A 26027-nucleotide genomic window follows, 5' to 3' on the forward strand; every position below is an offset into this window, starting at 1 on the left:
AAAAAGCTGCGCGCCGACGAAGTGGACCTCACGCTCATTCACTGGCCCGCGCCGAATAACGGCGTGTCGCTCGAAGAATTCATGAGCGCGCTCGCCGAGGCGAAGTCGCAAGGCCTCACGAAGCAGATCGGCGTGTCGAACTTCAATATCGACCTGACGAAGCGGGCCATCGCCGTGGTCGGCAAGGAGAATGTCGCGACCAACCAGATCGAACTGAGCCCGTATTTGCAGAGCGGCAAGCTCGTGAGCTTCCTCCAGCAGGAAGGCATTCACGTGACGTCGTACATGACGCTTGCCTACGGCAAGGTGCTGGGCGACCCGGTCATTCGCGCCATCGCCGAACGCCGCCATGCCACGCCCGCCCAGGTGGCGCTGGCCTGGGCGCTGCGTCTGGGCTATTCGGTCATTCCCTCTTCGACGAAGCGCGAAAACCTCGCCAGCAATCTGCTCGCGCAAACGCTGGAACTGAGCGACGAAGACATGGCGCAGATCGCCGCGCTCGAACGCAACGGCCGCGAAGTGAGCCCCGAAGGTCTCGCCGCGCAGTGGGACTGAAGCCCCGGCCAACCGGTTTGAATTCACGCGGCCCTTCGGTCCCACGGCGCGCCGCGACTCCGCACAAGGAACCCTGACGATGAAGCACGATCCTCTTTTCCAGCCGCTCCAGCTCGGCGCGCTGACCCTTCCCAACCGCATCGTGATGCCGCCCATGACGCGCTCGCGTGCGAGCCAGCCCGGCGACGAAGCCAACGACCTGATGGCCGAATACTATGCGCAACGCGCCGACGCCGGGCTCATCGTGAGCGAGGGCACGTATATCGCGCCGCTCGGCAAGGGCTATGCGTGGACGCCCGGCATTCACACGCCGTCGCAGATCGACGGTTGGCGCAAGGTGACGAGCGCGGTTCACGCGCGGGGCGGGCGCATCTTCGCGCAACTCTGGCACGTGGGCCGACTGAGCCACACCAGCCTGCTGGGCGGCGAACAACCGGTGTCGTCGTCGCCGCTTCAGGCCAAAGGCGTGAACGTGTTCATCGCCGGCGACGAGCAAGGCACGCCGGGCTTCGTTCAGGCATCCGAACCACGTGCGCTCGCCATCGACGAGATTCGCGAAATCGTGGACCAGTACCGCACGGCGGCGCGCAACGCCATGGCGGCGGGCTTCGACGGCGTCGAACTGCACGCGGCGAACGGCTATCTCGTCAACCAGTTCATCGACTCGAACGCGAACACGCGCACCGACGAATACGGCGGCTCGCTCGACAACCGCCTGCGCTTTCTCGACGAAGTCGCGCGCGCGCTGATCGAAGGCACGGGTGACGCGCAGCGCGTGGGCATTCGCCTCGCACCGCTCACCACGCTCAACGGCTGCGAAGACGCCGATCCGGAAACCACCTATCTCGCAGCAGCAAAGCGGCTCGACGAAATCGGCGTGGCGTACATCCATATCGCCGAGGCCGACTGGGACGACGCACCGCACATGCCGCTCGAATTCAAGCGCAAGCTGCGCGCCACCTACTCAGGTGTGCTGATCTATGCGGGCAAGTACACGGGCGAACGCGCGCGCGACGCGATCGAGTCGGGCTGGGCCGACCTCATCGCGTTCGGCCGGCCGTTCGTCGCCAACCCCGATCTCGTGCAGCGCTTGCGCCTTGACGCGCCGCTCGCGGCACATCATCGCGAAACGCTGTTCGGCGGCGGCGCGAAGGGGCTCACGGACTATCCGGCGCTCGACGAAGCGGCGGCCTGAACCCCGGTCGAACTCAAGCACGAATTCATGAAGGACAACACTATGGCAAACGTAAGCGTATCCATCGATATTGCCGCGCCCGTGGAGTCGGTCTGGGCGCTGCTCGGCGAATTCAACGGCCTGCCCGCGTGGCTCGAATTCGTCCGCTCGTCGCGGCTCAGCGATGACGGGCGGCTGCGCCACCTCGAAGCGATCGACGGCTCGATCATCGTCGAGAACCTGCTCGAACACAGCGCGCCGGGCACGTTCTATCGCTATGCGATCGTCGAAGGTCCCGATCCGGTGACGAACTACAGGGCAAAGCTGAGCGCCAGCGCCATCGACGCGACCCACACGCGCGCCACCTGGGCGAGCGAATTCGAGCCGCTCGACGAGCAAAGCGCCACCGCGCTCACCGGGCATTACGAGGTCCTGTACCGCGCGGGCCTCGATCGCCTCAAGACGCTCGTCGAAGCCGGAACAACGGCCGGCTGACCTCTTCCGCAGTTCTCACATCGAGGCTTCGAGCACGGCGCGCCGGTCGCCGGCGCGAAGCCTCGCGCGGCGTTGCCCGCCCCTCGGGCAAACCCTGGCATTGACCGAGATCAAATCTCTCCCGCACAATTAGCCATATCGTGGACTTAACGTCCATATTGTGGACAAAGCGAGAGCAGACAATGTCGGATAAAACTTACTCCCCTATGACGCCGTACCAGCTTCCGTTCCCCAAGGAAGCGCAGCAGGAAATCGTCATCCCCCACGCCATTCCCACCGACGAACGCGTCTGGGTGCCCCAGGCCGAGAACGTCTGGTTCCGTCCGCTTTGCCTGAACACGGCGCAGGGCTACTGGATGAATTTGTTGCGCGTTCGCAAGTCAGGTGTCCTGAGCAGGCACCGCCACCCGCAGGCCGTGCACGGCATGGTGCTCAAGGGCCGCTGGCGCTATCTGGAGCACGACTGGGAAGCCACCGAAGGCAGCTATGTGTTCGAGCCGCCCGGCGAAACGCACACGCTTTACGTGCCGGAAGACGTGGAGGAAATGATCACCTACTTCCAGGTGAACGGCGTGATGTTCTACTGCGACCCCTGGGGCAACTACACGGGCTACGAGGACGTGTTCACGAAGATCGACATGTGCCGCAAGCACTACGCGGCCATGGGCCTGGGCGAAGACTACGTGGACCAGTTCATCCGATGAGCCGCGCCCGCTACGACTTCGCGGGGCGCGTGGCCGTCGTGACCGGCGCCGCGGGCGGCATCGGCCGCGCGATCAGCAACGCCTTCGCGCACGGCGGCGCGCGCACCGTGAACTGGGACCGCGTGCCCGGCGATCGGGACAGCGCCGCCGCGCCCCATCACGTGGAAGTCGACGTCACCCGCCCCGAGACCGTCGAGGCGGCGCTTGCCGAAACGCTCGCGCGCTTCGGGCGCATCGACTACCTCGTGAACAACGCGGGCTTCGCCGGGTCGACCATGCCGCTCGACGCTTACGATCCCGCCGAATGGCAGCGCATTGTGGACGTCAATCTGGTCGGCACGTATCACGTTTGCCGCCACGTCGTGCCGGTCATGCGCCGCGCGCAAGCCGGGCGCATCGTCAACGTGGCCTCGCTCGCAGGCAAGGAAGGCACGCCGAACGCCTCCGCCTACAGCGCCGCGAAGGCGGGCGTGATCGCGCTGACCAAGTCGCTTGGCAAGGAGCTCGCGCAAACGGGCATTCTCGTCAACGGCATTGCGCCCGCCGCCGTGGAAACGCCGCTGCTCGCGCAAATGTCGGCGGCGCACGTGCAGACGATGATCGACAAAAGCCCGCTCGGGCGCCTCGGCACCGTCGACGAAGTCGCCGAACTCGCGCTCTGGCTTTGTTCGGATTCCTGCACGTTCAGCACGGGCGCGATATTTGACCTTTCGGGCGGCCGCGCGACGTATTGATGCGCCGCACCGATTCATAGTGCGCCGCCGCCCGGCGCACACACTACAACAGCACAAGGAGACGAGCCATGCAAAAGAAGTCGCAACGGCTAAAACGCACCCAGACGGTCGCCATCGCCTTTCTGACGATAGCCGGCATCGTCAACTATCTCGACCGCAGCACGCTGTCCATCGCCAACCATTCCGTGGCCGAGGAACTGCATCTGAACGCCTCGGAAATGGGCCTGCTGCTGTCGGCCTTTTCGCTCGCCTATGCGTTCGCGCAATTGCCGGTGGGCGCGATGCTCGACCGTTTCGGCTCACGCGTGATGCTCGGGCTCGGCATGCTCGTGTGGTCGGTCGCGCAGGTGACGGGCGGCTTCATCCAGACGCTCAATCACTTTCTCGCCGCACGCGTCGTGCTCGGCATTGCCGAAGCGCCGTTGTTCCCCGCCGGGGCCAAGGTCATTCATGAATGGTTCGCCGTGCGCGAGCGCGGCGCGCCGACGGGCACGTTCGTCTCCTCTTCGACGATCGCGCCGATGATCGCGCCGCCGCTGCTCACCGTGCTGATGCTCACGTTCGGCTGGCGCCCGATGTTCATCATCATGGGGGTGCTGGGCGTGCTCGTCTCGATCGGCTGGTACATGGTCTATCGCAACCGCGATCAGGTCGTGCTCACCGCCGAGGAAACGGCGTGGCTCGAAGACGGTGCGACCCAGGCGCCGCAAAAGAGCGCGCTGAGCTTCGCCGAGTGGGGCATGCTGCTCAAGCAGCGCAACACGTGGGGCATGATCTTCGGCTTCATGGGCGTGATCTACATGGTGTGGCTCTACCTCACCTGGCTGCCCGGCTACCTGGAGAAGGAGCGCCACATCAGCATCGCGCACACGGGCTGGCTCGTCGCCATTCCCTATGTGTTCGGCACGATCGGCATGGCGAGCAGCGGCTTTATCTCCGACTACCTGCTCAATCGCGGCATGGCGCCCATTCGCAGCCGCAAGTGGCCGCTGTGCGTGGGCCTGATCGGCGCGGCCGCGTTCACTGTGCCGGCCGCCTACACGCCGAGCACCGCGCTCGCCATCACCTATGTGTCGGTCGCGATGTTCTTCGTGAACATGTCGAGCGGCGCCGCCTGGGCGCTCGTGAGCGTGGCCGCGCCGCGCCATCTCGTGGCCTCGCTCGGCAGCATGCAGAATTTCGGCGGCTATTTCGGCGGCTCGTTCGCGCCGGTCATCACGGGCATCGTGGTGGACCAGACGCATTCGTTCGTCAACGCCCTGCTCATCAGCGCGGCTGTGGCGTTCGCCGCCGCATTCGTCTATCTCTTCGTCGTCAAGGAAGTCACGCCTCAGGGCGAGCGCCAGGCGGCGGCCACTCAACCCACCTGATTCATTCGTTCGCACTCCGCACCATGACATTCAAGGACAATCTTCTGGAGGGCAAGGTCGCCCTCGTAACGGGCGGCCTCTCCGGCATTGGCGCTGCCATCGCCAACCGTCTCGCGCAACTCGGCGCGCACACCGTGGCGGCCGGTCTGCCGCCGGCATCGAGCACGCCCGATGCGCCCGACGCCCTGGACGCCGCCGTGCAGCGCGCGACGCTCGACGTGCGCTCCGCCGACGACGTCGCACGCGTGATCGGCGGCTTCGAGCGGCTCGATATCGTGGTGAATTGCGCGGGCGTCATCAGCCGCGGCGAGGAACACCAGATCGAGGTGTTCGAACGCGTGCTCGACATCAATCTCAACGGCACGATGCGCGTATGCGCGAGCGCGCGCGAATTGCTGAAGGCGTCGTCGGGCTGCATCGTCAACACGGCGTCGATGCTGAGCTTTTTCGGCGGCGGCCTCGTGCCCGCCTATAGCGCGAGCAAGGGCGGCGTGGCGCAGCTCACGCGCTCGCTCGCGATTGCCTATGCGGGCGACAATATCCGCGTGAACGCGCTCGCGCCCGGCTGGATCGCCACGCCGCTCACGCAGGCGCTACAGGACGACGACGGCCGCGCGCAGGGCATTCTCGAACGCACGCCGATGAAGCGCTGGGGCCGGCCCGAGGAAGTCGCCAACGTGGCGGCGTTCCTCTGCACGCCCGCCGCTTCGTTCATGACGGGCGCGATCGTGCCGGTGGACGGCGGCTATCTGTGCGCGTGACGCGCACCTGATGGACGCATGATCGCCATTCCCTGTGCTCCGGCAACCTCGGCGCGCACGCGCCGCGCCGATGTCCGGGGCCTGGAATTGCGGGCATAATGACGCCACATGGCGCCTGCAAGCTTTCGAATGTCGACCTCAGAACCCTCCGCATCCTCCTCCGCCTCCACAGCACCCGGCGACGCCAAGGCCGTCGCCGGCACCGCCGCCTTTTCGAAGTTCATCGCCGTGCTTCAGCTCATCGCCGACGCCGACACGCCGCCGAACATCGCGAAGCTCGTGGCGGCGAGCGGCTATCCGCGCCCGACCGTGCATCGCATCGTGTCGGCGCTCCAGGCCGAAGGGCTCGTCACGGCGGTGGGCGGCGGCAACACGTTCGCGCTCGGCACGCGGCTCGTGAGCCTCGCAAGCCGTAGCTGGGAGCGCTCCGACCTGCGCATCGCCGCCGTCGACGCGCTCATGGAACTGCGCAACACCACCTCCGAAACGGTGCATCTCGCCGTGCCGAGCGACGGTGCGATGGTCTACATCGAAAAGCTCGAAAGTCCGCACGCCGTGCGCATGGCCTCGCGCATCGGCACGCGCGTGACGCTCACGTCGAGCTCGGTGGGCAAGGCATGGCTCGCCACGCTCACGCCGGCCGAACGCGAGCCGCTGCTCCAGCACGCGCCGCGCGTGCGCTTCACCGAGCATACGATGACCGATCTCGACGCGATTCGCGAGGAGATCGAACTCACGGCGCAGCGTGGTTATGCGGAAGACCGCGAGGAAAACGAGCAGTCGATCTGGTGTTACGGCGCGGCGATTCTCGGCGCCGACGGGCGCGCGGTGGGCTGTGTGAGCATCAGCATGCCGATGTTTCGCCGCGAGGCCGACGCGCAACGCAGCTACGTCGAGCCGCTGCTCGCGGCGTGCCGCGCGATTGCCGCGCGGCTCGGCCCGGTTTCGGCGCGCTGAGCCGCCCGGCGCGCGGGCGGCGTCTCGCGCCACGGCGGCGGCTTCGTTACTTCGCCTCTTCGACGCGCCGCTCGTCGGTGTTGCTCGGAAAGCGCGCCTGCCCGTAGCGGATGATGAGCACGCCCAGCGCGATCAGCACGATCGCGGCGGCGGAGGCAAGCAAATGGAGTTCCGTGTTCGCGCCCGCGCGCAGGATCAGATCCCGCGCGATCGATACCATCGCGATGTAGAGCGGAAAACGCACGGGCAACTGGCCCGCCTTGAGATACTGCCCGACCATCGCGAATATTTCGAGGTAGAGGAACATCAGCAGCAGATCGGTCAGCGTCACGCCGTCCGAATTCACCATGTGCCAGATCAGCACGCCCATGGCCGCCACGGTGCCAATGCCGATAATGAACAGGCCGAACAGTTCGGCCAGTTCCATGGCGCGCTCAAGGCGCTCCTTGATCGCTCGTTGCAGAGCGTGCTCGTACTTCATCTTCGCGGTTCCCAATTGACAAGGTAAGGGGATAGTACCGCGACGAAATGAAAATTCGAAAATGCGCGCGTAAGCGAAGATGAAATCGGGTCCGGCTGTGGCCGCCGGATCAAACCACCTCAATCAAGCCACTGGCGCAACCGCGCGCAGATCGTCGAGCACGGCGCGCGCGAATTCGAGCTGCGTGACGAGCGCGGGCGAAGCGCGCCGTATCGGCATGCGCGTTTCGTGCGAGATGCGCCCGTCGAGCGCCAGCATGGCCTTGACCGCGGCGGGGTTCGGCGCGGTGAACAAGAGGCGCAGCACGGGCTTGAAGCGCATGAACAGGCGCTGCGCCGCCTCGCCGTAGCCGGCCTTCCTGAGCGCCAGCACGTCGCGCAGCAGGTCGGCGCAAACGTGCGCGCTCGCGAGAATGCCCCCCGCGCCGCCCGCTTCCAGGCATTCGAGAAACGCTTCGTCGGTGCCGCACAACAGCGTGATGGGCAGCGCGCCCAGCGCTTCATAGCGTTCGCTCACGCAAGCCTTGATCGCCACGATATTGTCGATTTCGGCCAGCCGGCGCACCGTGTCGACTTCGAGCGAAACGCCGGTGCGATGCGGCACGTCGTAGAGCACGACCGGTCGTGCGGTCGCGGCCGCGATCTGCTCGAAGTGCCACAGGAGACCTGCCTGGTCCGGGCACACGAATGACGGCGGCGGCGCAAGAAAGCCCGCCACGTCCCATCTTTCCAGGCTGCGCACGTCCTGCACGAACGCTTGCGTGTCGCTGCCGCCCAGGCCCGCGAGCACGGGCACACGTCCTGCCGCCACATCCGTTATCGCCTGCAAGACCGCAAGACGTTCGACGCCGCGCAGCAGCGCTGCCTCGCCTGTCGTGCTGAGCGCGACGACACCGGCAATGCCGCTGCTCACGGACTCGTCGGTCAGACGTTGCAATGCGTCGATATCCACTTCGCCGTCGCGCAGGGGCGTGACGATCGGCAACCAGATTCCTTCGAACATATCAGGCCTCCTTGCGCGGCATACGCTCACGCAACGCGCCGATCGCGGCTTGCGGAACGGTGGTCATGAGCGTATGCAAGGTGAAGTCGATATCCTCGGGCGCGATATCGAGCAGCACGCGCGTCACGCCGCGCTCGAAGCCGGTCTGCGCGACGTACACGCCGAGCGGCGAATGAAGCAGCGTGGCGAGATGGGCGCGCGCGGTATCGGCGGTGCTTGCGGTCAGCACGACTTCCAGCCAAGCACGCGGCGCGCGCAGCGGCACGACTTTGGCGCGCGGGCGGGGACGAGGGGCTTCGTCGTAAAGCGTAATGGGATTTGCGCAAGCCATGAGAATGAGGCGGTACTCGCAGGTTGTGAACACAACCTTAGCGTAGTGGGTGGCGTATAAAACTGGTGTTAAAAAAACGCGCGATGCGATTGAAGCCCGCCGGGATCGCGCTCGGCACACACTTGCCTTGCATCGCCTTTACGCATTGGCGGCCGATCTTTTACAGGTTTTTTATGCCGCTTTCGCTACGATCATTGTGATCCGCCAATCACTCGGGCCACCTCGTGTTGAAACTCCTTATTCCCGTCTTCGATCATCATGGCGCCGCCGAAGCCGCGCGCCACAGCGCGTTTCTTTTTGCGGAGCGCGGCATGGTCGAAGTCGAAGTCGTCGAGACCGTGCAGGACGTCAGCGCCGACCTGCGCAAGCGCAGACAGCGGCGCCTGAGCGACACGCTGAGCGCGACGTGCGCGATACTCGAAGACGCGGGTGTGCCCTACCGCCTGCGCCACGCGCCGGGCCCGGCCGAGCGCAGCATTGCGGCCTGCGTGGAATGCGGCGGCGCCGATATCGTTCTCGTGGATGCGAGCCATCTCGGCTTCGTGCGCAAATGGATGATGCTCACGCGGCTCAAGCGCCTGTGCAGCGTGCCGGTCACGTTGCTGCATTGAACGCATCGACTGCGTGCATTGTCTGAGCCTGACCGAGCCATGCTTCGAGCCACCCGCACCGGGAATGCGCAAAAGCGCGCGCTGCTGCGCGTGTGTGCGCTGATCCTCTTGATCAATCCTATTTTGACTTCGGCGTTCGCGTTTTTTGCGTTCTCGAATCATCCCGATTTCGCCCTGGGACTGACCGCCTTTTTTTGCTTCATGTGCTGTGCGCTGCTTGCCGCGTGGATACGTTCCGATGCGCGGCATGCATGGTCGCGCGCGAGCGAATCGGGCTTCGTCCAGCCGGCCGCCATTCGCCCCGGGCGCGCCGTGCGCGTGGCTTGCGCCTGCCCCTCGCGCTGGCTAGTCGTGCTGCATGTGGAGTTGCATGGGGGCGTCGTCGCCGCCCGCTAGCATTGCGCCTGGCCGAGCCTTCGTGCCCCCGCGCTCACCGCCTTCACCGGCAAGGCGGAAGCTGCGCGGCGCGCGCTCTCGCCTGGGTGGCGGCCGCCGTGTTATAGGCGTCCATGTTCTGCGCGGCATAGCGGTACTGCTGATCCGCGATGGTGTACTGCTCCAGTTCCCGCGAGCAGCGCATGCCCGACGGCGAACTCGTCTGACATCGGCGAATGGTGACGAGCGCCTGGAGGCGCTGGTTGTCGGCCGAAGCGTAATCGCTGCCAATACGCTGGGAGTCGAAGCCGCGCGTGATCGCGGCAATGCGCGCCTCGCTGTCCGCATGCTGCCGCGGGGTGGCGCAAGGATAGGTATTGCGTGCCTGCCCGAATGCCTGCGCCGCGACGAGGCACAGCAGCAATACGGGCCATGAATATTTCCGCTGCATGCGATTCCTCATATTGTCGGGGGATTCAAGAATCGCCTGGCGGCGCGCGGCATGATTTCGCCGCAATTTCGCCGCCAATACGCTATTTCAATGTAGATAGGCGCCTAACCGGGATCAAGAAGATTCGTAACCATTCGACCCAGGTTTGGTTATGCACCGCACAGAACTCGCACGATCGTACGTTCCCAAACTTCCTTGAATCATCAAGCGTCATCGCGCACGAGTCGTTCCCGCTTGCGCGAGGCAGCGCATGCCGCAACACGGTTTCATGCGATGAGGACTACTATATCGTCTGTGTATTGAGCACGCCGATCGCGGAGGACCGATGGCTGACTGGTCTAGCATGATTCGTGAATTCGTCGGTGAAATTGCCGCCAGCGTCGCCATGATCGGACGCGACGAACGGGGCCAGTTCGTCGTCTCCGCCTGCAACGATCATTTCATGCAAATGACGGGCGGCAGGCGCGGCGCGATCAAATCGTTCCCGGCGTCGTTCGACACGTTGATCCCCAATTACGCGCGCACCGAGATTCGCCAGAAACTCAACGAGTGCTTCGACTCGGGCATCGCCCAGGAGCTCGAACAGGCCTATGACCTGAGAGACGGCACGCACTGGTGGCGACTGTCGCTGAAGCCGCTGCGGCACAGCGAAGGCACGGCTTCGGTGCTCGAAATCATGGTGACGGGCCTCGAAATCACCACGAAGATGCAGCTCACGCACGAACTCGAAGTCAGCACGTCGCGCTTTCGTTCGGTCGTGGACGCGGCCTACGACGCGATCATCACGATCGACCAGCAGCACTGCATCACGCTGTTCAATCGCGCCGCCGAAAACCTGTTCGGCTACGCGGCTGCGGAAATGCTTGGGCAACCCATCACATTGCTGCTACCCGAGCGCTACCGCGCCAATCATTCGCAATATGTCCATCAGTTTGCCCGCTCGCCCGTGCGCTCGCGCCAGATGGACGAGCGCAACCGCGTTTATGGCCTGCATCGCGACGGCACGCTTTTGCCCGTGGAAATCGCGATTTCGAAAATCAACGTGGGCGGGCTGATCGAATTCACGGCCGTCATTCGCGACATTGCCGATCGCGTTCAGTTGATGGACCTGCTCCAGAAGCAGGCCGTGACCGACGAATTGACGGGCCTGCCCAACCGCAGGGAATTCGCCGATACGGTGGAGAAACTGCTGGATGCCGAGGGCAAGCTGTCGGTCTTCATTCTCGATATCGACTTCTTCAAGAAGATCAACGACAGCTACGGACACGATATTGGCGACGAAGTCTTGCGCGTCATGGCCAAGGTCGTGATGGACGCCGACCGGCGCATCGGCGTATTCGCCCGCTGGGGCGGCGAGGAATTCGTCGCCGCGCTGCCGGGCCTCGATATCGCGCAGGCCACGGCCGTTGCCGAAGACCTGCGCGCGACAATCGATGAGCAGCGCTTCGAACATAAGTGGCGCCTGGGCAAGCCCGTGCCTTTTACGGTGAGCATCGGCCTGACCGAGCGCCGGCCCGGCGAGCACGACGTGGCGGCGATCGTGAAGCGCGCTGACCTCGCGCTCTATCGCGCCAAGGACAGCGGCCGAAACCGCGTGGAAATCGGTTAGCCCCGCTTTCGTCTGATCAAACGGCTGTGGGCCCGCGCTTGCCGCGCCGGGCGGCGACGCCCATTCGTTGCCCTCGCAACCTTACGGTCAAATCCCCTCAAGACCCCTCAAGAGAGCGCCGCTTGCTGCCGTTATGCAGTCCTGCTCGCGTCGTCTCTCTCGCACGCTTACGCGCGACAGCGTATTCCCGTTCCGATAAGAAGACCCAAAAAATGACCCTTAAGCAAAAGCTTGCCGCCATGTTCGCGGTGCTCTGGATCGGCCTGATCCTGATTGTCGTCGCGGGCGCCATGCAGAACCGCGCCTCCATGCTCGCCGACCGTCGCGCGGCGCTCAAATCGATCGTCGACGGCGCGGACAGCATCGCGGCCCACTATCACGACCTTGCGCAGCAGAACAAGATGACCGAGGCGCAGGCGCAGCAGCAAGCACTGGAAGCCATTGGCGCCCTGCGCTATGGCGAGGACGGCTATATCGCGATCAACGACTCGCACGCCACCATGCTCGCGCACCCGAACCATGCGCTGATCGGCAAGAGCATGGTGGACTTCACCGACCCCGCCGGCAAACACGTGGTCACCGACATGAACCGCGTGGCCGATTCGAGCCCCGAGGGCGGCTTCTCCGACTATTTGTGGCCGCGCCCCGGCAGCACCGAGGCGGTGCCGAAAACGGCCTACGTGCGGCGCTTCGCGGCCTGGGACTGGTACATCGTGACCGGCATGTACATGGACGACATCGACAGCGCGATCGCCGCCGCCGCGCTGCGCTGGCTGCTGATGACGGCCGTGCTGGGCGGCGTCGCGACCGGCGCCATGCTGCTCGTCACGCGCAGCGTGGTGCGCAGCCTCGGCGGCGATATCGGCGTTGCGGTGTCCGCGGCGCGGCGCATTGCCGACGGCGACCTCACGGCGCAGGTGCCGGTGCGCCACGACGACAACGCGAGCCTGCTCGCCGCGCTCGCCTCGATGCAAACCGGGCTCGTGAAGGCCGTGCACTCGATTCGCACCGGCACGGAGAACATCGACGTGGGCGCTTCGGAAATCGCGGCCGGCAACACCGATCTTTCGCAACGCACCGAAGAACAGGCGGCCGCGCTCGTGCAGACCGCGTCGAGCATGGACCAGATGACCGCGAACGTGCGCCAGAACGCCGATAGCGCGAACCAGGCCGCCACGCTCGCGCGCCAGGCCGCCGACGTGGCCGCGCGCGGCAACGCGAGTGTGGACGACGTCGTTCACACCATGGACGCGATCACGTCGAGTTCGGGCAAGATCGTCGACATCATCGGCGTGATCGACGGCATTGCGTTCCAGACCAATATCCTCGCGCTCAACGCCGCCGTGGAAGCGGCGCGCGCGGGCGACCAGGGGCGCGGCTTCGCGGTGGTCGCCGCCGAAGTGCGCAGCCTCGCGCAGCGCTCCGCCACCGCCGCCAAGGAAATCAAGGTGTTGATCGACGCGTCGACGGCGAGCGTGCAGCAAGGCGCGTCGCTCGTGGCCGACGCGGGCGCAACCATGCACGAGGTCGTCGAGGCGGTGGGACGCGTGAGTGCGATCCTTCAGGAGATCAGCCACGCTTCAACGGAGCAGTCGGCCGGTATCGAGCAGGTCAATCGCGCAGTGGGCGAGATGGACCAGGTGACCCAGCAGAACGCGGCGCTCGTGGAGCAGGCCGCGGCGGCCGCGCACTCGCTCAAGGATCAGGTCGTCATGCTGCGCGAAGCGGTGAATGTGTTCGCGCTGCCCGGCGAGGCCGCCACCCGGGCAACGGGTTCTTTATCGGCGCGTTGAGCGGTTGCGCCTGGCCCGAGTGAAACGGGCCAGGGTAAAGCGCGCCGCCCACCTGCTTGCCGATAGCGCCGTGAAACGGCGTTCGCGGCGAGCGTGCGGGCTTGGCGGTTAGTTGCATTTGAGACGCAACGAAAGGCCGGGCGCCCGGCGCAGCGTCGGCCGACTTTGCAGCCGGATTTTCAGACCAGCTCACCGCGTAGCTTCGCCAGCAGTTGCAGCAGCGCCCGCACATCCTCCTCCTGCGTACGCCACGACGACACGCTGATGCGCAGCGCGGGCCGTCCCTGCCACGTGGTGCCGCCGAACCAGGTCTCGCCCGAAGCCTGCACCGCGCCACGCAGCGCCACGGTCGCGTCATCCGTCTCGTAGCGAAACAGCACCTGATTCAGCACGACGCGGTTGAGCACCTCGAAGCCCAGGCGCGCGAGTTCCTCGCCGATGCGCCGTGCGTAGGCATGGTGCCGCTCGATCATGTGCGCCACGCCCACCCGGCCGAGCGTGCGCAGCGCCGCCCACACGGGAATGCCGCGCGCGCGGCGCGAAAATTCGAGCGTGAGGTTCTTTTGCGCGTCCGCGCTCGCGGACAGATACGCCGCGTCGCTGTTCATGGCCTCGGCGAGCGCCTGGGCGTCGCGGCAAATGACCATCGCGCAGTCGTACGGGGTGTTCAGCCACTTGTGCGCGTCCGTGGTCCAGCTATCGGCCTCTTCGATGCCCGCCGTCAGTCCGGCGAGCGCGGCCTGCGCCGAAGTGCGCGCCCACAGCCCGAACGCGCCATCCACATGCACCCAGGCGCCCGCCTCTCGCGCGCGCGGAATGATCTGCGCGAATGGATCGAAGGCGCCCGTATTCACTTCGCCGGCCTGAAGGCAAAGGATCGTGCGCGCGTCGAGCGGCGGCAACCGCGCGGCATCCACGCGGCCGTCTTCGTCGACGCTCGCGTACACGATACGATCGAGCCCGAAGCCCAGAATGCGCAGCGCTTTCTTCACCGTGATGTGCGCGAGTTCCGACACCACGACCTTGATTTCCGGCGCACCGATCAGCCCCTGGCGGTCGAAGTCCCAGCCCTGGCGCGCCAGCAGCGCGCGCCTCGCGCTCGCGAGCGCGCCCAGCGTGCAGGCCGTGGCGCTCGTGCCGAAACCCACGGCACTGGCGCGCGGCAAGTCGAGCGCGTCGAGCACCCAGCGGCCCGCAATGCGCTCCAGCGTGGCCGCCACCGGCGAATTGTCGAACGTCGATGCGCACTGATCCCACGCGAGCATGAGCCGCTCGGCCGCCGCGGCCGCGGGCAGCGCCGCGCCGATCACGAAGCCGAAATAGCGCGGCCCGTTCGAAGCCGTGGTCGCCGCCGAGCCGATGCGATCGAGCAACTCGAGCGTCTGCGCGGCGGGCAGTCCGTTGGCGGGCAGCGGCTCGTCGAAGGCGGCGAGCGCCGCGATGGCCTCGTCCGAGGGGAAAACGCGCCGGGTGGCGTTGCCTTCGGTGTAGCGCAGGCCGCGCGCATCGGCGTCCGCCAGCAGATTGAGTTCGTCCATCCGTTGTGCCCTCTTCAGGTTGTCGTTCGAGCTGCGATTCACTTGCGCTTCAGGCGCGCGCGGCCGTTGCGGGCATGTGGCGTAGCGTGACGGCCCAGAACACCAGCGCGAGCAGGCTCACGCCGGCGCCCAGCAGGCAGACCCCATGCCAGCCCGCCACGGCATACGTCGCGGTCGTGCCGATCGCGCCAAGCCCGCTGCCCAGCGCGTAAAACAGCATATAGAGGCTCACGAGGCGGCTGTGCGTTTGCGCGTCGCTGCGAAAAATCAGGCTTTGATTGGTCACGTGCAGCGCCTGGCCGCCCAGGTCGAGCAAGACGATGCCGATCACGAGCAGCCACAGCGAGTGCCCCAGCATCGAAAGCGGCCACCATGCGAGCAACAGCAGCGCCAGCGCGGCCGCGCTCACGCGCTGCGACCATCCCCGGTCGGCCCAGCGCCCGGCGCGCGCGGCGGCGAGCGCACCCGCCGCGCCGGCCAGCCCGAAAGCGCCGATCGCCGTGTGAGAAAAATGATAGGGCGGCGCGCTCAACGGCAGCACCAGCGCGCTCCAGAAGATGTTGAAGGTCGCGAACATCAGCAGCGCGAGCCCGCCGCGAATCTGCAAGACGCGATTCGCGCGCAATAGCGCCAGCATCGAACCGATCAGGCGCGCATAGCCGATGGAGCCCGATGCGTTGGGCTTGCCCGCCAGGTTCGGCAACCGGCGCCACAGCGGCACGACGAGCGCCAGCATGACGACGGCGGCGCAGCCGTACACGCCGCGCCACCCCGCCAGATCGCTCACGCCGCCCGCGAACACGCGCGCGAGCAGCAGGCCGATGAACACGCCGCTGCCCGCCGCGCCCACCACGCGGCCCCGCTCGTGGGGCGCGGCCGCAGCGGCGGCGTAGGCGATCAAGCCCTGCGTCATCGCCGTGCCCAGCAAACCGACGCACAGCATGCCGCCCAGCAGCACCGGCGCGGACCGCGCGAGGCTCACGACAATCAGCGCGCCAACCAGCGCCAGCAACTGCGCGATCATCAACCGGCGGCGCTCCATCCTGTCGCCCAACGGCACGAGCAGCAGCAGCGCGAGCGCGCAACCGGCCTGCGTGGCCGTGACCACGCCGCCAACGGCCGCGCGGCCGATGCCGAAATCGCGCGCCAGTGCATCCAGCAGCGGCTGTGCGTAGTAGACATTGGCCACGCTCAAACCGCTCGCGAGCGCGAACAACATGACGAGCCCGCGCGGCAGGTCCGCGCGGGGCGTGGCGGCGTCGCCGCCGCCGTCGCAGGGCGTTACGAGCGTGATCGAGTCCACGTCCATGAGCGTCAATCCAGTTTCAAAATAAAACCGATTGAATGGTATGACGGGTAGTTTTAAAATGCAACTGCATGTGCAAATGCCGACTCAAGCCCGGACTTGCATCCAAACTCAAGCGCGAACGCAAAAGGAAATCGCCATGGCACGCAAATCCATGAACAAGGAGACCTGCCCGGTCGCGCGGTCGGTGGACCTGATCGGCGACCGCTGGTCGTTGCTGATCCTGCGCGACGTGTTCGACGGCATTTACCGCTTCGGCGACATCCAGCGCAACCTGGGCGTGGCGCGCAATATTCTGTCCGGCCGCTTGAGCCGGCTCGTCGAGGAAGGGATTCTGGAAACGCGCCCGGCGTCGGACGGCACGACCTACCAGGAATACGTGCTGACGAAAAAAGGCGAAAGCCTGTTCCCCATCATGGTCGCCCTCCAGCAATGGGGCGAGCGCCATCTGTTTTCACGCGGCGAGAAGCATTCGTGGCTCATCGACAAGGCAACGGGCAAACCGCTGCTTGCCATGCAGCCGCGAACCCGCGACGGTGACGAGTTGACGCTTCACGACACCGAGGTCAGGAAGCCCGCGTGAGGCAGGATCAACGAAACCTCAATTCATCAAGGATTCCTGATCAACGATCAACCATGACAACAGGCGCGGCCCCTTTCAGGCCGCGCCCGCCCGGTGGGTTTACAGCACCGGATCGATCGGAGCCGGCGGCGCGCCGCGCGCCTCGATGGCCTTGCCCGCCAGCAGGCACAGGTCCTCGCGGAAGTGTCCGGCGACGATCTGCACGCCCACCGGCACGTCCTTCACCATGCCCGTCGAAACGACGAGCCCGGGCAGCCCCATGGCAGGCAGCGCACGCATGGTCAACTGGGCGTCCCACACGCGGCGAAAGCCCGCTTCGCCCTGCATGTCGAGGTTGTCCGGAAACGGCAGTTCGCCCGACACCGGCAGCAGCAACACGGGATACGTCGAGAGAAACAAGCGCCATTCGCGCGTGAGCGTCGTGCGGCGCACGAGCGACTTCGTCACCACGTCCTCGGGCATCGCCGCGACCTTGGCGCGCACACCGTCCACCACCGCTTGCGCGCCGGGGTCGCCGTCACGCGCGACGGCGTCCGCCAGCGCCGGGAAGCCGTCGCCAAGCCACAGGCGCTCCTGCACTTCGCCCGCGTCGCGCAAGAGCGGCACGTCGTCGATCTGCTCGACGCTCCAGCCCGCGTCGGCGAGTCTGCGGCCCGCGTCGAGCAAGGCGTCCTCCACGTCCTTCGTGATCGTCATGCCGCCGGGGCGCAAGCAGAGCGCGGCACGCAGCGGCGTTTCGGGACCGACCAGCGGCGCGGGCGACCACCAGGGATCGCGCAGGTCGGGCGCCGCAAGCGCGGCAAGCGCGAGGCGCAGGTCGTCGACGGTGCGCGCGAGCGGCCCCGCGCCCGACATCAGTTGCGCGCCGATCGGCCGCTCCGGCGAGGAGGCGTTGAACGCGGGCACGCGCCCGATGCTGGGCCGCAGGCCATGCACGCCGCACGCATAGGCCGGATAGCGCACCGAGCCGCCAATGTCGGTGCCGAGCGCGATCTGCCCGATGCCGGCCGTGACCGCCGCCGCCGCGCCGCCGCTCGAACCGCCCGGCGTGAGCGACGCATTGCGCGGGTTCTTCGTATGCCCGTGGACCTGATTGCTCGTGAACCAGCGCAGCGCGAAGGTCGGCGAGTTGGTGCGGCCGAGCAGCACGGCGCCCGCGCGCACGAGGTTATCCACGGCCGGGCTGTTGGCCTGCGCGATCAGGTCCTGTTGCAGGCGCGTGCCGTTGGTCGTGGCGAAGCCGGCCTGATCGACATTGATCTTCGTGGTCACGGGCACGCCCGCGAGCGGGCCCGGATCCTCGCCGCGCGCGAGCGCCGCGTCGATGCGGTCGGCCTGCTCGAAGACCCACTCGGGCCGGTAGGCGACCACCGCGTTGATGAGCGGGTTGACGGCTTCGAGGCGCGCCAGCGTCGCCTGCGCGGTCTCGCGCGCCGACACTTCGCGCGCGCGAATGCGCTGCGCCAGTTCCGTTGCCGATAAACGCCATAGTTCAGTCACGTTTCCTCCAGTTCGTTATCAGTGGGATCAGTAAGGAGTGCTTCACGCGTTTGCGGAAAGCGTCGGAATACGCCGCCGATCGCGCAGCACCGCGAGCGCCAGCGCCGCGAGCCCGCACGCGGCGATCAGCGCCAGCAGCGCGCCCTTGCCGCTGTGAACGAGCACCCAGCCGCCCACCGCGGGAAATCCGAACGCGCCGACGAAGTACGCCGCGACGAACCACGTGAGCGCGGCGCGCCGGTGCGCGGCGACGGAGTCGTTGACGGCCTGGAGCTGGGCGATGGGATAGGCGAGCCCGTAGCCCGTACCCAGCAGCACCGCCGCCGCCGAATGGAACAGCACGTGGTACGGCACGACGAACATCGCCGCGCTGCCCAGCACCATCATGGCGAGCAACACTTTGGTGGCGGTTTCGGCGCGCATCTTGATGACGAGGCGCGAAAGCAGCCAACGCGTCGCCACGACCGTGATCGTGTAGACGCTGAAGAAGGTGCCCGCCTTCGCCTCGGTGCCCTGCACGAGCGACATCTGGAAGGTCATGAGGCCCGAGAAGACGCAGCCGCCCAGCGCGATGATGACGATGGGGTAGACGGCGCGCGTGCGGGCGATCGCGCCGAAGTTGCGCAGCCAGTGCCCGCTCGCGGGCCCGGCGGGCGGCGCATCCTGGGCGGGTTGTCCATGCAGCGCGCGCGCATGCGGCGCGAGACGGCCGAAGATCTCCAGCATCAGGGCCGCGACCACGCACAGCCCGCCAATCACGTAGAGCACGCCGCCAAGCGGCATGCGCCAGAAGCGGATCGCGAAGGCGGCGAGCGCCGGGGTGCCGCCTATGCCCGTCATCTGCACGGTTGCGAAGCGCAGGAACCAGAGGCCGCGGTCGGCGTCGCTCGTGCGCTCGGCGAGCGCCATGGGCGCGGCGAGGCAGAACGCGCCCCAGCCGAAGCCGACGAGAAAGCCGGGCAGCACGTCGAAGCGACTCACGGTTTCGATCAGCGCGAAGCTCACCACGCCCGCACCCACGCACAGCGCGGCGAGCGCGGCCATGCGCGCCGCGCCCACATGGTGCGCGAGCCAGCCAGTGAGCGACACGCCCACGAAGGTGCCGAGCGCCGCGCCCGCGAGCGTGACGCCCGTATTGATGTCGGTGCCGCCGATGGCCCTCACATGCATCGAGAACAGGAACGTCGCGCCATAGCCCGCCGAAGCGAGCAGGACGCCGACGAGCATGAAGAGAGCACTGGATGGGCGCACGGCGGTGGTTCCGGACAATGACGGAAGTGAGCAGATTATCAGCCCGTGCACCCTGCGCGACATGAAAGCGCCCCTATATCCGTTCACGCTGTGTTCAGGCCAGCTTCAAACGGCGAGCGGCAGCGTGAGCCGCGCTTCGAGGCCGCCGCTGCGGCGGTTCTCCAGATGCAGCTCGCCGCGCATGGCCCGCGTGAGGCGTCGCGCGATGGCGAGGCCGAGCCCCGAGCCGCAGGTCGCGGCCGCCGTTTCGGGCGCACGGTACCAGGGCGCGAAGACGGCGTCCATTTGCGCGTGTGCGATGCCCGGCCCCGAATCCACCACGGCCAGCACGAGGCGGCGCGCTTCGACCCGCACGCACAGCCGCACATCGGTGCCGTAGCGCAAGGCGTTGTCGATCAGGTTCATGAGCACGCGGCGCAGCGCATGCGGACACGTCACGACGGGACACCCCACGCGCCCTTCCCGCTCCACGGTGCGGCCCGCGTCGCGGTAGTCGTCCACGAGGGTGTCGAGCAGGCTGTCCGCGTCCACGCGGCTCACCGGTTCCTCGGCGCTGCATTGCAGCTTCGCGCACGACAGGTTCGCCTCGACGAGGCGGCCCATCTCCGCGAGATCGCGCAGCAGGGCCTCGCGCAGCGGCGCGTCGTCGAGCAGTTCGCAGCGCAGGTTCATACGCGTGAGCGGCGTGCGCTGATCGTGCGCGTAGGCGGCGAGCACATGCAGCAGTTCGGCCTGGCGCGCCGCGCGCTGACGCGCCACGCGATTGATGGCGCGAGCAAGACGCGCGACGCTTGCCGTGCCGCACTCGGCCAACGGCGTGGTGTCCGCTTCCGGGCTGTCCTGCTCGAGTGCGGCCGCCAGACGGGCGATGGCGGCGGCCTGCATTGCGAAGCGCTGCGCCGTGAAGGCGGCGAGCCCGATTGCCAGCACGCTCAGCGCAATCAGCGGCAAGCCGATTGGCGCGAGCACGGACCACGGCGCGAGCGTTTCGGCGTATGCGCAGTACCCGCACATGGCCGCCGTCAAGACCGTGGCGGCACCGGCCCAGGCAGGCAGCCGGGGTGCCTTCTGCGGTGCGGTGCGCCGGTGTGGAAGCGCTTCCATTCGAGCGTCATTTCGGCCAGCCGGATACACGATCATCTTCGTTCTCCTGTTGCCGCGGCGACGACTGTCTGCGGATGCACGCATGATAAGCACACCGTACCCTTTTTAAAGGTACAGATCGCCACTACAGACAGTCAACTGTACCCTGAACACTTCACTCACTTGTTAGCGCAGCGGGAATCGTGTCACCAGACGGACGCGGGACTGTCCGCCCGCGCGGCGCGCGGTCCCGACTGGTTTGCATGCCCGGCACAGCCCTTACTGGGTGTCGCTTTTCGCGTGCTCGGCGGCTTCGATGATCGCGTCGGCCACCGCCTTCGGCTGGCTCAGCATCGACACGTGGCTGCCGTTCACACGCGTGACGGTCGCGCCGATATGCCTGGCCATCGCTTCCTGGAGCGCGGGGTCGATCATGCGGTCGCGCGCCGTCACCACGAAGTACGAAGGCTTGGCGTGCCACGCGGCCTGCGTGACCTTCTCCGAGATGCAGCCGCCGTACCACGGCCCCTGGGTCGCCGCGACCACACGTTGCTCGGCGGGCGTCAGGTCGGGCGCGAAGTCGTCGCGAATCGCCTTGTCGGAGAGCGTGAGATAGCCCGCCGAGTCCTTGCGCAACTCGCTCGCCCAGGGCGCGGCCGGCTGGCCCTGCGTGATATCGGCGATCGACTGGCCGTTGTCGGGCGCGAACGCCGCCACGTACACGAGCGACTTCACCTTCTCGTCGTTGCCCGCCTCGCTGATCGCCACGCCGGCCCACGAATGGCCCACCAGCACGACCGGCCCCTTCTGCTGGTCGATCACGCGCTTCGTGGCCGCGGCGTCGTCAGCGAGCGAGCTGAGCGGGTTTTGCACCGCCACCACATGCAGACCGCGCGCTTCGAGCAGTGGAATCACGCGGTTCCAGCTGGAGCCGTCGGCGAACGCGCCGTGCACGAGCACGACGTTGGTGCCCTTGAGGTCCTGCGGCGGCGCGGCGTGCGCCGGCTGCAACGCGAACAGTCCGCCGAGCATCGCCACGGACGCGACTATCTGCTTGATCGAAGCCATCGTTGTTCTCTCTTCTCTTGTCGGGTGGATCGGGTTTTGTGGGAGTGGGCGCGCGCGTCAGGCGACAATGCTACGGAGTGCAAACCAGACGCGGGACGCCGGGTGCATTACGAGTGCGCGTAGATCGGGCCGAGACCGGGAACGTCGTCCTGCGCACCGCTTGCGGCCGAAGCGTCGCGACGATGCGTGCCGGTAGCCGCTGCCGACGATGCCGACGTTGCGCCCACCACGCCGCCATACGAGGCCGAAGCGGCTTGCTGCGCGACCTGATTCGCTTCCACGCGAACCAGTGCGGCCTGGATGTTCGCGGGGTATTGCGTTTCGTCGGCTGCGGGGTTGTAGCCGGCCTGTTGCAGTTGAACCAGTTCGGCGCGCACCTGGGCACGCGTGACGGGCTGGCTCGACTGCGCGAACGAAAGGACCGGAGCGGCGGCGAGTGCCGCAAGGGCGAGGAGCTTGAGGGCTTTCATGACGTTCTCCAAAAATGTGAAGTGGACTGGCAACCGGATCAATCGGATCAATTCAGGTGAATCGGGTTCTGTGCAACGCGAGCGGTGTATCGAGCTGGCGTAGATGTATTTGAACGCCCCGATGTATCTGCCGTGTTTCCGTTTCGGTGGCCGATTGCATGCGAACGTGTCCGTATCGCTCGCAGATACATTGCGCTACAAAACCCCTCGGGCGGCGCCGTGCGGGCGTAAGCACACAAGCCTGAATGCAAACGCCACCGTGCTCGCGAAAGCACGGTGGCGCGGCGCGAGACGCGGCTGGCGCATCAGCCGAACGTGAAGGTGTAGACGTGCGCGCCCGGATCGAGGAAGCGGATCTCGAAGGTGTGATCCGCGACCGGCCCGGCCTGGCGCACGAGCTGATACAGGCGCGCGCTCGTGGCGACGCCGGTGCCGTCGGCGGCGACATCGGCGCCATGCGCGGCGCCCGGCGGCGCGCCGTCGATGCTGATGCGAAAGCGCACGGGCTTGCCGTCGGCGCCGGGCGCGAGCACCAGATGCAGATCGCGCGCGTGGAATCGATAGGCGATGCTCGCCTGCGGGGCGGCCGCCACGGCCGACTCCGCGCCTACGTTCCACTGCCCGCCGAACGCCCACTCGTTCAGGCCGAGCACCGGGGGCGGCGTGTACGCCGTGGCGGCATCGGCCTGCACGCGCGGCGTATTGGCGTTGCCCTGCGCCTCGCGGTATCCGACGTACGTTTCGCCCGAGCCGATATCGCGCTCGTCCGCCGGTGCGAGCGCACCGCTTGCCGCTGTCGGCTGCGGTGGCTGCGGCGCAACGCCGGGCGCGGCGTGGCCGTTGTCGGCCAGCAATTGCCGGATTGCCTGTTCGGCGTCCGCGTAGCCGCCTTCGCCGAAGTGGTGATAACGCACGCGGCCCTGGCCATCGACGATATAGAACGCCGGCCAGTACTGATTACCGAACGCGTTCCACACGCGATAGTCGTTGTCGATGGCCACGGGGTAGCGGATGCCCAGGTTCGCCAGCGCGCGCTTCACGTTGGCGGTGTCGTGCTCGAAGCCGAATTCCGGCGTGTGCACGCCGATCACGACGAGGCCGTCGTCACGATAACGCTCGGCCCATGTCTTCAGATACGGCAAGGTTCGCAAACAGTTGATGCACGAGTAGGTCCAGAAGTTGACCACCACGACCTTGCCGCGCAGCGCTTCGGGCGTCAAAGGCGCGGAATTGAGCCACGTGTTCGCGCCGTCGAACGCAGGCAGGCGGCCTTCCACCGGCAGCGCGGACTGCGGCGCGCTCAGCGACACGCGCACGAGGTGGGGTCGCTGCGCGTTCCGGTTCGAAAGCGCCTCGTTTCCGGCGCGTGCGGGCTGCGCTGAAACCGCCGGTTCCACAGATTGCGTCGATTCTGCCGATTCAGTAGTTTGCGCGGCTTGCTGCGCTTGTCGCGTTGGCTTTGCCGCGGCAGGCGCGGCCAGCAAGGCCACCAGACGCGACTCCACGCCGTCGGTCGGCGCACCCGGCACGAGTGCGAGCAAGCGCGTATCCACGCCAGACGCGATCGCGCCGACCGTGAGCAGCACGAGCGCACCCATCGCACGGCGCACATGTTCGCCGAGACCCAGCGAGCGCTTGAGCGAGGCCATCGCGCGCTGGCCAAGACCGGCCACCACGCCAAGCGACCCTGCGGCGCCCACGGCGTAGGCGGCGAGCGCGGCCCATGTTTGCCAGGTCACGCCGTGGCGCGCCGCGCCGGTCAGGATCAGCCCGAGGATCGGCCCGGCGCACGGCGCCCAGAGCAGACCCGTGGCCGCGCCGAGCAGCGCGGCGGAGCCGATGCGGCGCGAAGCGCCCCCCTCCTGCGAACGCGCCATGAAGCGGTCGGCGAGTGTCGTGAGCGGGCCGGCAAGGCGCGTGGCGAGCGCGGGAAAGAGCAGCGCCGCGCCGAACAGCGCGAAAAGCGCGAGCGCGATCCAGCGCCCGTACTGGCTCAACTGTGCCGCGCCGTTCAGGCCGGCGGCGCCGAGCCCCGTGAGCAGCGCGAACGTGCCCGCGAGGCCGAGCAGCATCGGCAGGCGGCCGGTCGAGAACGGCTCGTCGGAGCGCGCGAACACGAACGGCACGACGGGCAGGATGCAGGGGCTCAGCACGGTGAACGCACCGCCCACGAATGCGATGACGACGAGCAACATGATTTCGGTCTCCAGACAAAAGTCGGCGGGACACGCCATGTCCGGTATTCCAGCGTGCGCGTGTATCGCGGGCATGTCCGCGAACGGCGCGTTTTGCAAGCGCGTGTGTCGCGCCCGCGCGCGGATACACGCCGATACAAAACCGCGCCGGGCCCGGCGCAGCAAGGCGACGCGAGGCGCGAAATGTATCCCAACGTATCGCGGCTCCGAAGTGACACACTATGTTTCAAGCGCAGCCTGGCGGGACATTCGCCAGATACGTGGGCGCGTTCCAATACGCTCGTCTGTCCACTCAACAGGAGAACCGCCATGCTTTCACGCCTCAAGATCGCCGCCGTCGCCGTCGGCCTCGCCGCCACCGCCACGCTCGCCGCCTTCGCCGCCGCCGACGAACCGTCGGGTGGCCCGGCCGCGCTGCAAACCGGCGCGAGCGCGCCCAACTTCACCGGCCTCAACAACTGGATCAACAGCGCGCCGCTCGACCTCAAGCAGTTGCATGGCAAGGTCGTGCTGGTCGACTTCTGGACCTTCGACTGCATCAACTGCGCGCACACGATCCCGCATATCAAGGAGCTCGACGCCCGCTATCGCGACAAGGGACTCGTGGTGGTCGGCGTGCATACGCCCGAGTATTCGTTCGAACGCGACACCGCCAACCTGAAGAAAGCCATTCAGCAATACGGCATTACCTATCCGGTCGCGCAGGACAACAGCTATGCGACGTGGAACGCCTATGGCAACCAGTACTGGCCGGCGGTTTATCTCATCGACCAGAACGGCAAGCTCGTTTATACCCATTTCGGCGAGGGCAATTACGCACAGACGGAACAGAAGATCCGCCAGTTGCTCGGCATCGATGGCAAGCAGGGTTGAGCGAAGGGCGGCGGGCGTGGTGACACAGCGTTGATCACGTTGCGTCGCCGTGCCCTCCAGTTGACTCTCTCGTTTCGAGTCGGAAGTCGCTGAAAGCCGCAACGGGTCTGCGCAATGAATCATCTTCCACGATCCTCATCCTGACATCATGAGAAGGATTCCTGATCAAAGCGAGTGAAAAAGCGACGCGGCGTGCCATGACGGTCACGCCGCTTTGCCCGCAACGCCATCAAGGCGCGAAGCGCGTAAACACGAAATCGTGATTCTTCACGCGCGACGCGTGACACGCGAAGCAGGTCTGGTGCTGCGCCAGGTCGGCGGGCACGCCGTTCACGAAGCGCCCGAATCCCCAGCCGCCCGTCGACGCGTAGCGCCGCGAGTCCTTCACCATGACCTGCACGGTCGTGGCCTGCCCCGGCACCGTTGCGGGCGCGAACTCGTCGGACTGCTTGCGTTTGTAGGCGAGCTTCACAAGTATCGAGCCGTCCGGAAACGGCAGCGTCGAATTCTCGATGGCCTTGATCGCCACCGGATTGCCGAGCACCACGCGCAATTCGTCGAGCGGCGCGGCTTCCTCAGCGGGCGCGATCATTTCCCACTTGCGGTAGCCCGGTGGGATCGTCACGCCGTATATCGGTGACGCCGCGAGCGCCTCGGTTTGCGCGTGCTGTTCGGCCCATGCCGCCATGCCGCCCACGAGTCCCGCCAGACCCACGACACCCGCGAGCGCGATACGCGCGCGACGCTTGAACAAGCT

General features: G+C 66.7%; 27 protein-coding genes. 14 read left to right on the top strand and 13 right to left on the bottom strand.

The window, feature by feature from the left end; genetic code table 11:
- The 8 genes from C7401_RS39830 to C7401_RS39865 all read left to right on the top strand — a co-directional run.
- The coding region (locus tag C7401_RS39830; RefSeq protein WP_112177546.1) for an aldo/keto reductase at nucleotides 1–555 on the top strand (555 nt) is incomplete at its 5' end.
- Between the two features lie 79 nt (nucleotides 556–634).
- Entirely contained in the window at nucleotides 635–1750 is a 1116-nt protein-coding gene (locus C7401_RS39835) for an alkene reductase (protein WP_112177547.1), read from the top strand.
- Nucleotides 1751–1792: 42 nt separating this feature from the next.
- On the top strand, nucleotides 1793–2224 hold the full coding sequence (locus C7401_RS39840) for an SRPBCC family protein (protein WP_112177548.1): 432 nt from the start codon (nucleotides 1793–1795) through the stop codon (nucleotides 2222–2224).
- A gap of 182 nt (nucleotides 2225–2406) precedes the next feature.
- On the top strand, nucleotides 2407–2928 hold the full coding sequence (locus C7401_RS39845) for a 2,4'-dihydroxyacetophenone dioxygenase family protein (RefSeq protein ID WP_112177549.1): 522 nt from the start codon (nucleotides 2407–2409) through the stop codon (nucleotides 2926–2928).
- Nucleotides 2925–3662, top strand: coding sequence for an SDR family NAD(P)-dependent oxidoreductase (locus tag C7401_RS39850; RefSeq protein WP_112177550.1), 738 nt, complete (start codon nucleotides 2925–2927; stop codon nucleotides 3660–3662). Before C7401_RS39845 ends, C7401_RS39850 begins: the two co-directional genes overlap by 4 nt.
- Before the next feature lie 68 nt (nucleotides 3663–3730).
- A complete protein-coding gene (locus tag C7401_RS39855; RefSeq protein ID WP_112177551.1) occupies nucleotides 3731–5032 on the top strand; it encodes an MFS transporter in 1302 nt (433 codons plus the stop codon).
- 23 nt (nucleotides 5033–5055) lie between these two features.
- Nucleotides 5056–5793, top strand: coding sequence for an SDR family NAD(P)-dependent oxidoreductase (locus C7401_RS39860; RefSeq protein ID WP_112177552.1), 738 nt, complete (start codon nucleotides 5056–5058; stop codon nucleotides 5791–5793).
- A gap of 129 nt (nucleotides 5794–5922) precedes the next feature.
- On the top strand, nucleotides 5923–6750 hold the full coding sequence (locus C7401_RS39865) for an IclR family transcriptional regulator (RefSeq protein ID WP_112177553.1): 828 nt from the start codon (nucleotides 5923–5925) through the stop codon (nucleotides 6748–6750).
- A 46-nt stretch (nucleotides 6751–6796) separates the two neighbouring features.
- On the opposite strand, the gene C7401_RS39870 is transcribed toward C7401_RS39865, so the two are convergent.
- The 3 genes from C7401_RS39870 to C7401_RS39880 form a co-directional block, all read right to left on the bottom strand.
- On the bottom strand, nucleotides 6797–7231 hold the full coding sequence (locus tag C7401_RS39870) for a phosphate-starvation-inducible protein PsiE (RefSeq protein ID WP_112177554.1): 435 nt from the start codon (nucleotides 7229–7231) through the stop codon (nucleotides 6797–6799).
- Nucleotides 7232–7354: 123 nt separating this feature from the next.
- Nucleotides 7355–8233 carry a 4-hydroxy-tetrahydrodipicolinate synthase family protein gene (locus C7401_RS39875; protein WP_112177555.1) on the bottom strand — a complete coding sequence of 293 codons (879 nt, stop codon included), beginning with the start codon at nucleotides 8231–8233 and terminating at the stop codon, nucleotides 7355–7357.
- 1 nt (nucleotide 8234) lies between these two features.
- The gene (locus C7401_RS39880) at nucleotides 8235–8597 is read right to left on the bottom strand and encodes a hypothetical protein (RefSeq protein WP_258397407.1); all 363 of its coding nucleotides are present in this window, start codon (nucleotides 8595–8597) and stop codon (nucleotides 8235–8237) included.
- A gap of 191 nt (nucleotides 8598–8788) precedes the next feature.
- Here C7401_RS39880 and C7401_RS39885 point away from each other — a divergent pair, with 191 nt between their 5' ends.
- Both C7401_RS39885 and C7401_RS39890 read left to right on the top strand, forming a co-directional pair.
- Nucleotides 8789–9175, top strand: a complete 387-nt coding sequence (locus C7401_RS39885) for a putative universal stress family protein (RefSeq protein WP_112177556.1) — start codon at nucleotides 8789–8791, stop codon at nucleotides 9173–9175.
- Nucleotides 9176–9214: 39 nt separating this feature from the next.
- Nucleotides 9215–9571: a hypothetical protein gene (locus C7401_RS39890; RefSeq protein ID WP_258397408.1), complete on the top strand. Its 357-nt coding sequence runs from the start codon at nucleotides 9215–9217 to the stop codon at nucleotides 9569–9571.
- Between the two features lie 43 nt (nucleotides 9572–9614).
- On the opposite strand, the gene C7401_RS39895 is transcribed toward C7401_RS39890, so the two are convergent.
- Nucleotides 9615–10001 carry a hypothetical protein gene (locus C7401_RS39895; RefSeq protein WP_112177557.1) on the bottom strand — a complete coding sequence of 129 codons (387 nt, stop codon included), beginning with the start codon at nucleotides 9999–10001 and terminating at the stop codon, nucleotides 9615–9617.
- Nucleotides 10002–10326: 325 nt separating this feature from the next.
- Here C7401_RS39895 and C7401_RS39900 point away from each other — a divergent pair, with 325 nt between their 5' ends.
- A complete protein-coding gene (locus tag C7401_RS39900) occupies nucleotides 10327–11610 on the top strand; it encodes a sensor domain-containing diguanylate cyclase (RefSeq protein ID WP_112177558.1) in 1284 nt (427 codons plus the stop codon).
- Between the two features lie 212 nt (nucleotides 11611–11822).
- Nucleotides 11823–13403, top strand: a complete 1581-nt coding sequence (locus C7401_RS39905) for a methyl-accepting chemotaxis protein (protein WP_112177559.1) — start codon at nucleotides 11823–11825, stop codon at nucleotides 13401–13403.
- Nucleotides 13404–13582: 179 nt separating this feature from the next.
- Here C7401_RS39905 and C7401_RS39910 read toward each other — a convergent pair whose 3' ends face one another.
- Complete coding sequence (locus C7401_RS39910) at nucleotides 13583–14941, bottom strand: pyridoxal phosphate-dependent decarboxylase family protein (protein ID WP_112177560.1); 1359 nt, start codon at nucleotides 14939–14941, stop codon at nucleotides 13583–13585.
- A 49-nt stretch (nucleotides 14942–14990) separates the two neighbouring features.
- The gene (locus tag C7401_RS39915) at nucleotides 14991–16250 is read right to left on the bottom strand and encodes an MFS transporter (protein ID WP_112177561.1); all 1260 of its coding nucleotides are present in this window, start codon (nucleotides 16248–16250) and stop codon (nucleotides 14991–14993) included.
- Nucleotides 16251–16386: 136 nt separating this feature from the next.
- On the opposite strand from C7401_RS39915, the gene C7401_RS39920 reads away from it, so the two are divergent.
- Nucleotides 16387–16830: a winged helix-turn-helix transcriptional regulator gene (locus C7401_RS39920; RefSeq protein WP_112177562.1), complete on the top strand. Its 444-nt coding sequence runs from the start codon at nucleotides 16387–16389 to the stop codon at nucleotides 16828–16830.
- Nucleotides 16831–16929: 99 nt separating this feature from the next.
- Here the strand turns inward: C7401_RS39920 and C7401_RS39925 are convergent, their stop codons facing one another.
- From C7401_RS39925 to C7401_RS39950, 6 genes are all read right to left on the bottom strand, one after another.
- Nucleotides 16930–18330: an amidase family protein gene (locus C7401_RS39925; protein ID WP_112177563.1), complete on the bottom strand. Its 1401-nt coding sequence runs from the start codon at nucleotides 18328–18330 to the stop codon at nucleotides 16930–16932.
- Between the two features lie 42 nt (nucleotides 18331–18372).
- The gene (locus C7401_RS39930) at nucleotides 18373–19581 is read right to left on the bottom strand and encodes an MFS transporter (RefSeq protein WP_112177564.1); all 1209 of its coding nucleotides are present in this window, start codon (nucleotides 19579–19581) and stop codon (nucleotides 18373–18375) included.
- A 105-nt stretch (nucleotides 19582–19686) separates the two neighbouring features.
- The gene (locus C7401_RS39935) at nucleotides 19687–20685 is read right to left on the bottom strand and encodes a sensor histidine kinase (protein ID WP_112177565.1); all 999 of its coding nucleotides are present in this window, start codon (nucleotides 20683–20685) and stop codon (nucleotides 19687–19689) included.
- Between the two features lie 258 nt (nucleotides 20686–20943).
- On the bottom strand, nucleotides 20944–21732 hold the full coding sequence (locus C7401_RS39940; protein ID WP_112177566.1) for an alpha/beta fold hydrolase: 789 nt from the start codon (nucleotides 21730–21732) through the stop codon (nucleotides 20944–20946).
- 107 nt (nucleotides 21733–21839) lie between these two features.
- Nucleotides 21840–22202: a DUF4148 domain-containing protein gene (locus C7401_RS39945; RefSeq protein WP_112177567.1), complete on the bottom strand. Its 363-nt coding sequence runs from the start codon at nucleotides 22200–22202 to the stop codon at nucleotides 21840–21842.
- 305 nt (nucleotides 22203–22507) lie between these two features.
- Nucleotides 22508–24397 carry a cytochrome c biogenesis protein DipZ gene (locus C7401_RS39950; protein WP_112177612.1) on the bottom strand — a complete coding sequence of 630 codons (1890 nt, stop codon included), beginning with the start codon at nucleotides 24395–24397 and terminating at the stop codon, nucleotides 22508–22510.
- 309 nt (nucleotides 24398–24706) lie between these two features.
- Here C7401_RS39950 and C7401_RS39955 point away from each other — a divergent pair, with 309 nt between their 5' ends.
- Nucleotides 24707–25270 (top strand): thioredoxin family protein, encoded by a 564-nt coding sequence (locus C7401_RS39955; protein ID WP_112177568.1) that lies wholly within the window; start codon nucleotides 24707–24709, stop codon nucleotides 25268–25270.
- A gap of 229 nt (nucleotides 25271–25499) precedes the next feature.
- Here the strand turns inward: C7401_RS39955 and C7401_RS39960 are convergent, their stop codons facing one another.
- Nucleotides 25500–25958 (bottom strand): cytochrome P460 family protein, encoded by a 459-nt coding sequence (locus C7401_RS39960; RefSeq protein ID WP_258397412.1) that lies wholly within the window; start codon nucleotides 25956–25958, stop codon nucleotides 25500–25502.
- Nucleotides 25959–26027 lie beyond the last annotated feature (69 nt).

Source organism: Paraburkholderia unamae (genome assembly GCF_003268775.1).
In the GTDB taxonomy this organism is placed as follows: Bacteria; Pseudomonadota; Gammaproteobacteria; order Burkholderiales; family Burkholderiaceae; genus Paraburkholderia; species Paraburkholderia unamae.